At 66.6% G+C, this 8,242-nt stretch carries 8 protein-coding genes, 1 other RNA gene and 1 riboswitch; of the genes, 6 read left to right on the top strand and 3 right to left on the bottom strand.

Annotated elements, in window-relative coordinates:
- Positions 1-31: 31 nt before the first annotated feature.
- The 3 genes from ssrS to ACTHN9_RS28095 form a co-directional block, all read right to left on the bottom strand.
- Positions 32-213, bottom strand: a non-coding RNA gene (gene ssrS, locus ACTHN9_RS28105) — 6S RNA.
- Between the two features lie 31 nt (positions 214-244).
- Positions 245-559, bottom strand: a complete 315-nt coding sequence (locus ACTHN9_RS28100; protein WP_440540109.1) for a cell division protein ZapA — start codon at positions 557-559, stop codon at positions 245-247.
- A complete protein-coding gene (locus tag ACTHN9_RS28095; protein ID WP_440540108.1) occupies positions 556-918 on the bottom strand; it encodes an ATPase in 363 nt (120 codons plus the stop codon). The genes ACTHN9_RS28100 and ACTHN9_RS28095 overlap by 4 nt, the downstream gene beginning before the upstream one ends.
- A gap of 198 nt (positions 919-1,116) precedes the next feature.
- Positions 1,117-1,330: riboswitch (cobalamin riboswitch) on the top strand.
- Between the two features lie 79 nt (positions 1,331-1,409).
- Here ACTHN9_RS28095 and ACTHN9_RS28090 point away from each other — a divergent pair.
- From ACTHN9_RS28090 to cobC, 6 genes are all read left to right on the top strand, one after another.
- The gene (locus ACTHN9_RS28090) at positions 1,410-3,386 is read left to right on the top strand and encodes a TonB-dependent receptor plug domain-containing protein (protein WP_440540107.1); all 1,977 of its coding nucleotides are present in this window, start codon (positions 1,410-1,412) and stop codon (positions 3,384-3,386) included.
- A 42-nt stretch (positions 3,387-3,428) separates the two neighbouring features.
- Positions 3,429-4,487, top strand: coding sequence for a FecCD family ABC transporter permease (locus ACTHN9_RS28085; protein ID WP_440540106.1), 1,059 nt, complete (start codon positions 3,429-3,431; stop codon positions 4,485-4,487).
- A complete protein-coding gene (locus tag ACTHN9_RS28080; RefSeq protein ID WP_440540105.1) occupies positions 4,460-5,305 on the top strand; it encodes an ABC transporter ATP-binding protein in 846 nt (281 codons plus the stop codon). The genes ACTHN9_RS28085 and ACTHN9_RS28080 overlap by 28 nt, the downstream gene beginning before the upstream one ends.
- Positions 5,306-5,709: 404 nt before the next feature.
- Complete coding sequence (gene cobT / locus ACTHN9_RS28075; RefSeq protein WP_440540104.1) at positions 5,710-6,765, top strand: nicotinate-nucleotide--dimethylbenzimidazole phosphoribosyltransferase; 1,056 nt, start codon at positions 5,710-5,712, stop codon at positions 6,763-6,765.
- Positions 6,762-7,637 (top strand): adenosylcobinamide-GDP ribazoletransferase, encoded by an 876-nt coding sequence (locus ACTHN9_RS28070; RefSeq protein WP_440540103.1) that lies wholly within the window; start codon positions 6,762-6,764, stop codon positions 7,635-7,637. The genes cobT and ACTHN9_RS28070 overlap by 4 nt, the downstream gene beginning before the upstream one ends.
- Entirely contained in the window at positions 7,622-8,218 is a 597-nt protein-coding gene (gene cobC / locus ACTHN9_RS28065; protein ID WP_440540102.1) for an alpha-ribazole phosphatase, read from the top strand. The genes ACTHN9_RS28070 and cobC overlap by 16 nt, the downstream gene beginning before the upstream one ends.
- Positions 8,219-8,242: the final 24 nt, after the last annotated feature.

Here is an 8,242-nt window from a genome sequence, read left to right as displayed (position 1 = left end):
AACGGCATCGGGAGCACCGATGCCGTCGAATAAAGTCCCCGCCTTAGCCGCTAGGCCGGCATCCTGAACCTAGGGTTCAGAATTGGTCGCAGTTAGCAGCACTTCGGGTACATCAGACAGAGTGACGCGCACACCCGTGCTACAAATTTCCGCAACCGTGCACATGGCATTGGTTCAAGGAATTTATGACCTTGGCGAACCAGGCAGGGAAGCCGTAAAACCTGTTACTTGAAACTGCGGCCCGCTACAGCGCTTCGTGTTGATCGAGCACCGCACCGAGCTTCTCGTTCATTTGGCGCATTGTACGCCGGATTTCTTCCGCGGGAAACGCCTCGCCGTGACGCACGCTGTGTTGCAGCTTCAACAGTTCGGAGGCGAGCGAAAGCGCCGCCATGACGGCGATGCGATCGGTGCCGCGCACGTTGCTCGACCCGCGGATTTTCGTCATTTCGGCATCGACGCGCGCGACGGCTTCGAGCAGCGCGCCTTCCGTCTCGGGCGAGCAGGCGAGCCGATAGCTTTGGCCGAGTATCGTGGCTTCGATTTGTTTCGTCGTCATGCATCTTCTCCGTGCTGCAAGGCGCCGCCCACGGCGCTCGCTTCGCTCCGTTCTTGCTGCGCGGCGAGCAGATCGAGCTGGCTGTCGGAGTCGTACGGACCCTTGCCGCGCGGCAACTTCTCGAGAATCGCGTTCAAGCGGACTTGAGCGTCGTCGATTTTCGCGACGAGCGCATCGCGTTCGGCCTGCAAGGCATTGCGCGCTTCGCGCAACAGCGCCAGCTCGGCATGAGCCGCTTCGTTTTCTTGACGCAATTGCACGAGCTGTTCTTCGAGCGCATGGCGTGCCTGCTGCTGGCGTTCGTTGATCGCGATCAGCCGGCCAATATTCTGTGAGAGGGATTCGAGTTCGGTGAGCATCTGCTGCGTCCTCTAAAGACCCCGCATTTTAGCGCTAAATAGTCGCAATTCCGATTGCTCTCTCGTATCTAGACGTAACTGTGATGGGCTTTTTTTGCGAAGCGTGCGTTTTCGCACGATATTTGCAGGGTTTTATGCGATGACCCCGCTCGTTTCCCGTCGTTGACGCCCTCATGCGTGCCTCCTACACTGGCGGCACTTTGGTGCTCGCGCGCAAGGCTGCCTGGCGCGCGGTTAAACGGGAAACAGGGAGCGAAGTCCGCCCGGACGAGCCAACCTGTGCTGCCCCCCGCCAACGGTAAGCGACATGCGCGGCATGCGGCAAGCATGCGCGCGACCGCTCCATTGCCACTGCGTGACGCCACGCGGGAAGGCGGATGCGGTTCGTCGTCAGCCCGGATACCGGCCAAAGGGGGAGCGCGAAGCCGCGCTCGATCACGACGCGGTCTGCGGGGAGCAGCTGCGTGCCGATCCCACAGGAAAACCGCACGATGTCCACCCCCACCGTCCGCACGGCGCTCTTGGCGCTCGTCGGTCTGCCGCTCGTCGCGCTCGCGCAGCGCGCACCGCTCGCTCAACCCGCTCAACCCATCTTGTCCGACACGCCGGGCGCTGCCGCGCCGCCGAACGGTGCGAGCGAGCCCGATACCGCGCATGCGACGCATGCGGCCGCGAGTGCGTCCCTGAGCGCGTCCCTGAGCGCGGCCGCGCTCGCGCCGATCGTCGTCACCGCTCAGCGCGGGCCGCAGCCGCTCGCCGAAGCCATCCCGCAAACGACGCGTTTTTCGCGGCAAGATATCGCCGATTCCTCGGCGACGGATTTGCCCGGACTGCTTGCGCAGGCGCCCGGCGCACAGATCGCGCGCAACGGTCCGCCCGGATCGAATGCGACGTTGTCCCTTCGCGGCGGCTCGGCCACGCAATCGCTCGTGCTGATCGACGGCATTCGCGTCGATTCGGTCAGCCTCGGCCAGATCCAGCTTGCGCAGATTCCGCTCGCCGAGGTGGACCACGTCGAAGTCGTCGACGGGGACGTCTCGGCGCTTTATGGCTCGGGTGCGATGGGCGGCGTGGTGCAGGTATTTACGAAGGACGGCGGCCGCCATCCGCCGCGCTTCGATTTCTCGGCGGGCTATGGCAGTTATCGCACGCAGACCCAGCAAGCCGGCGTGAACGGTGCGCTCGACCACGACGGCAAGAGCACCTTCAGCTTCAGTGTGGCGCGTTCGAAGGACGACGGCTTCTCCGCGATCGACCCGGCGCTGGCCCCGAACGCCAACCCGTCGGCGGACGGATACCTGAACGAGAGCGTCTCCGCTTCGCTGCGCCACCAGTTCGATGGCGGCTGGGACGCGGGCGTGCGCTACTTCCAATCGAATGGCAAGGCCTCGTTCGACAACGCATACGGGGTGCCGACCGACATCAACTATCTGTACAGCAAGGTGCGCGTGGCCTCGGCGTTCGCGAACGGGAAATTGACGGACTGGTGGACGACGCATCTGATAGCGGGCCTCGGCGACGACCGGGCCGTCGATCGCACGAACGCCATCGACAACAATCGCTTCGATACCGACAATCGACAATTCACGTGGCAGAACGATTTCAAACTCGCCGCGCAGCAAAAGCTGCAACTCGGCTACGAGCGGCTCGAGGAAAGTTTGAGTTCCGACATGGTCGCCGCACCCGATCGCACCGTGAATTCGGTATTCGCCGGTTATACCGCGCGCTTCGGCGCGAACCAGATCCAAGCCAACGTGCGGCGCGATCGGTATTCGGACTTCGGCGCGGCGAACACGTACTATCTGGGCTACGGGTTCGACTTCACCGACCATTGGAAGGCGACGGCAAGCTATTCGACCGCGTTTCGCGCGCCGAGCTTCGACGATCTGTATTTCCCCGGCAGCGGCAACCTATCGATTCGGCCCGAGCGGAGCCATTCGGTGGAAGCGGCGTTGCAATACGCATCGGATGCGCTCGGCGTGCTTCGGCTCACGGCGTTCCAGACGCGCTATACGGATCTCATCAAGTACCTGCCGACGCAAGGCGGTTTGTTCTACATTGCGGAAAACGCCGGTCGTGCGAAGGTGCAGGGGCTCGAAGGATCGTGGAGCGGGCACGTAGGCAAGACCGATGTGCGCGCGGCGCTGACGGTGCAAAACCCCGTCGACGAAACCGGCGACACCGATCTCGATCGCCGGGCGCGCCGTTTCGCCTCGTTTTCGGCGCGCCGGTCGTTGGGAGCATGGCGGCTCGGCGGCGAGTGGATCGTGAGCGGGCCGCGCAACGACAGCGGCACACCGCTGGGCGGGTTCGGCCTCATGAATCTGTCCGCGCGCTACGACATCACGAAAGCCTGGTACGTCAGCGCCCATATCGACAACCTGTTCGACAAGCACTATGAACTCGCCTACACCTACAACACGCCGCGCCGCAGCGCGTTCGTTACGATCGGCTGGCAGGAGCAATGAGCCGCAGGTGTCGCGGTGGGTCCGTTCTTGCGGCGTTCGGCGATGAACTTGCCCGCTTCGCACGCGCGCTCCCCCTCGCCCATGAACGCCCGTCGCGCCACCGTCATTTGGATCGTACTCGCAGCGGCCGCGCTCGTCGTCTTCACGAGCGCGCTCATGCTCGGCAGCGTCACGGTCTCGCCCGGACAGGCGCTTTTTGCGCTGTTGCGGTTGCCCGAGCACGCGGCCGCGGGCGGACAGACGAGCGATGTGGCCGGCGAGATCGTGCGGACGTTGCGTCTGCCGCGCGCCGTTGCCGGCTTCTCGTGCGGGGCGCTCCTTGCGCTCGCGGGCGCGCTGCTGCAAGTGCTGCTGCGCAATCCGCTGGCCGAGCCCTATGTGCTCGGCGTCTCGGGCGGAGCGGCCGCGTTCGCGGTCGCCGCGCTCATCGCCGGTTGCGCGTGGTGGCTCGTCGATCTCGCTTCGTTCGGCGGCGCGGGGCTCTCGATCGCCCTCGTGCTCGGCCTCGCTCGACGCGAACTGTGGCGCGGCGAGCCGCAAGAGGCATCGCCGCGCTTGCTGCTGACGGGGGTGGTCGTCGCGACGGGCTGGGGCGCCGTCGTCACGCTGCTCGTTGCGCTCGCGCCCGACGAGCGATTGCGCGGCATCGTCTTTTGGTTGACGGGCGATTTGAACGGTGCGGCCAATCCTTGGCCCGCCCTGGCGGCGCTGGCTGTCGCGCTCGGCGTTTGCGTGCCCGTCGCGCCGCAATTGAATGTGCTGTTGCGCGGCGAGGCGCTCGCCGCGTCGCTCGGCGTGCCGGCGACGCAGCTGCGTCTGCGGCTGTACCTGGTGGCGTCGCTGGCCGCGGCCGCGAGCGTAACGACGGCGGGCACGATCGGCTTCGTCGGCTTGATTGTGCCGCATGCGCTACGGCTCGTGTTCGGCAACGATCAGCGCATGCTCGTGCCGGCCAGCGCGCTCGCGGGCGGCGTGGCCGTGATGGGTGCCGATCTGCTCGCGCGCACGGCCATCGCGCCGGCCCAACTGCCTGTCGGCGTGGTCACCGCGCTCATCGGGGTGCCCGTATTCTTATGGATGCTGCTCGGGAGGCGGCCGTGAAATCGCTGACTCGTACCGGCCGCGATGCCCGATCGGCCTCGCTCTCGGCGCAGCATCTGACGCTGCGCGCCGGGGCGCGGACGCTGCTCGACGACTTCACGCACACGTTCTATCCCGGCGAGATCTGGTGTGTTGCGGGGCCCAACGGCGCCGGCAAGACGACCTTGATCACGACGCTCGCGGGACTGGCGCGACCGGCCGCGGGGCATGTCGAAGTGGACGGCGTGCGTCTCGACGCGTGGGCCGGCGCGGCGCTCGCCCGACGGCGCGCGCTGATGCCGCAGACATCGCACGACGCGTTCGGCGCGAGTGTGCTCGATATCGTCATGCTCAATCGGTTTCCGCATTTGACCGGCTGGGGCTGGGAGCAACCGGCCGATCGCGCGGCGGCACTCGCGGCGCTCGCGTTGCTTGGGCTCGACGCATTGGCGCCGCGCGACGTGCTTTCGCTGTCGGGCGGCGAGCGTCAGCGCGTCGCGTTGGCCGCGGCCATATGCCAAGAAGCGCCGCTGCTGTTGCTCGACGAGCCGCTCGCCTTTCTCGATTGGCATCACCAGATCGAGTGCATGAACACACTGTCGCGATGGATCAAGGTACAGTCGCGCACGATCGTGTTTTCTTGCCACGACCTGAATCTCGCACGGCGCTTTGCGACGCACGCGCTACTGCTCGAGGGCGACGGCACGGCCCATGCCGGGGCGGCGCGCGAGGTGTTGACGCCGGCCCTGGCAAGTCGCGCATTCGGCTATCCCATGGTGTTGATCGAACAGGGCGGGTACGAGGCGCTCGTGCCGGCGCTGACGGCAGGCGCGCGCTGAGCGAGCTTCGGTTCGCGCCGCAATCGACCGGCTAAAACGGTGGGTCGCCGCATGGCGCGACGTCCGAATTGCGCGACGGTAGGATTTGCGTACCGGCAATGCGCGTAAGATTGCGGATTCGGTAGAAATTTCGTGTATCCCGATTCGATCGTTGTTTTCGTTTGCCACGACAGCCCGTTGAACGATTTCGATTCGACAGCCTTGTCTTCGCGCGCCGCAGGGGCGTTACCCGATGTCTCCATTCCCCTGGCTCGATACGTCCCGCCGGGCACCCAGATAGTGGCGTCTGGAATGCGCGTCGTGCGGGCGCTGCGGTTTTACCGAATTGAAATGCGGCGATCGATGCGGGTATGGTGGCATCTTCGCAGAGCGCACATCGCCCTGCCATGACCTGTGAACTGAGTATGAACGCACCGCTTCCTTTGCCCATCGTCGAACCGCTCGATCGGTCCCTGCGCGATGTGCTGTCCCGCATGATCGATGCCAAGACCAAGCCGCCGGGCAGTCTCGGCATGCTCGAGGTCGTCGCGCGCCAAATGGGGATGATCCAGCAAACCACGCGTCCGAGCGTGACGCGGCCGGCGATGATCGTCTTCGCCGGCGATCACGGCATCGTCCACGAGGGCGTCAGCCCCTACCCGCAAGCGGTCACCGCGCAGATGGTGGCGAATTTTCTGGCGGGCGGCGCGGCGATCAACGCGATCAGCCAGGTGGCGCAGATGACGCTCGAAGTCGTCAACGCAGGCGTGGCGACGCCGCTCGCGCCGTTGCCCGGCCTCGTCGACGTACCGATCGGCCCCGGCACGCGCAATTTTGCACAGGGCCCCGCGATGACGGGCGCCGAGGCGCTGGCCGCCATGCGCGCGGGCGCCGCTCGGGTACACCATCACGCCGCGCTTGGAACGAACGTCATCGGTTTCGGCGAGATGGGGATCGGCAATACCTCGTCGGCTGCCTGCTTGATGAGCCGGTTGTGCGGTGTGCCGATCGACGAATGCGTCGGACGCGGCACGGGTCTCGACAACGCGGGGCTCGCGCGCAAGCGCAACGTGCTCGCGTCGGCGCTCGCCTTGCATGAGCACGTCACGGAACCGATCGACGTCCTAGCAACGTTCGGCGGCTTCGAGATCGCCATGATCGCGGGGGCCTATCTGGCTGCGGCCGAAGCGAAAATGACGATCCTCGTCGACGGGTTCATTACCACGGCGGCGCTCGTCGTGGCCGATGCGATCGCGCCCGCAATGCGCGATTACTGCGTGTTCGCGCATCTGTCGAACGAGGCCGGTCATCGGCGCATGCTCGACTACTTCGGTGCCAAGCCGCTCCTCGCGCTCGATATGCGCCTCGGCGAAGGGACGGGCGCCGCGATGGCGCTGCCGATCTTGCGGGCCGCCGTCGCGATGCTCAACGAGATGGCCAGCTTCGAATCGGCCGGCGTGGACGGGCGCGAGGCCCGATGACGGACGAGCGCGCGATGCGCGAGGCGGGGCAGGGGGCGGACGAGCAGGCGCCGTCTCGTCCCTCGCTTGCCGCCGGGTCGCACGCCGATGGGGCATCGCTGCTGCGCCGCTCGCCGTGGCGCGGCGAGGCACGGTACGTCGTCGCCGCGTTCGGCTACTTCACGCGTGTGCCGATTCCGCGCGCAATCGCCCTCGATACGCACGATCTTGCGGGCGCCGCACGCTATTTTCCGCTCGTGGGGGCCCTGATCGGCGCAGCGGCGGCTTGCGTCTATTGGCTTGCTGTGCACGCGTTTCCGCCTTCGGTGGCCGTCCTGCTGTCCATGGCCGCCACCTTGCTGCTAACGGGAGCGTTGCACGAAGACGGCCTCGCCGATTGCTGCGATGGGTTCGGCGGCGGGGCGACGCGCGAGGATGCGCTGCGTATCATGCGCGACCCGCGCCTCGGCGCCTTTGGGGCCATCGGTCTCGTCATGGGGTTGGCACTCAAGTGGCAGACGCTCGCTGCGCTGCCCGCAGCCACGGCCGCCTGGTCGATGGTAAGCGCTCACGCCGCGAGCCGCGCACTGGCCGTCAGCTATCTGGCGACGCACGATTACGCGCGCGAGCAAGGTAAGGCCAAACCTCTCGCGCAGCGGATGGCGGCGCGCTCGCTCGTCGTTGCGCTGGCGCTTGGCCTGCCGTGGCTGCTGTTGCTGCCCGATTGGCGCGCGGGCGCGTTCGGGCTCGGGATCTGCCTCGTGTTGCGGTTCGCGCTCGCCCGCTATTTCTCCCGCCGGCTCGGCGGCTATACGGGCGACTGCCTCGGCCTCGCGCAGCAGTGTTTCGAGCTGTCGCTCTATCTGTCTGTCCTCGCTTGGACCTCGTTCTGATCCGCCATCCCGCGCCGGCGATCGACGCCGGCGTGTGCTACGGCAAGACCGACGTCCCGCTGGCCGGCGACGCGGCCGAGTCGGTCCGCCGCATCGTTGCGCGTCTGGCGACGCTCTCATTGCCGTTGCCGCAGCAACTCGCGACGAGTCCGTTGCAGCGATGCGCCGACGTCGCGCACCGGCTCGCGCAGCATTTCGATTGTGCGTGCAGCGCCGATCCTCGCCTGCAAGAGATCGACTTCGGGCAATGGGAGGGGCAGCGCTGGGATGCGATCGACCGCGCAGCGCTCGATGCGTGGGCCGCCGATTTGCGTCACGCGAGGATGCACGGCGGCGAAAGCGTCGCGCAGTTCGAGGCCCGTGTGGACGCTTGGCTCGGCCCGTGGCGCGCACCCGAAGCGGGCGGCGCTTCGACCATGCTGGCCGTCACCCATGCGGGCGTCATGCGGATGATCGCCGCGCTGTTGCTTGGCGAGGCCCTCGAGACGACGCTGAAATGGCCGTTGGACATGGCGGCGCTCGTGTGGCTGCAACGCGACGGCGAGCGCAGCCGTTGGCGCTTGCTGCATTGGAACGCGTGAGCGTACCGACCGATCGCGCTGGGC

It is taken from the genome of Trinickia sp., from assembly GCF_051953405.1.
Lineage (GTDB): Bacteria > Pseudomonadota > Gammaproteobacteria > Burkholderiales > Burkholderiaceae > Trinickia.
This window is presented reverse-complemented; position numbering and strand designations above follow the sequence as displayed.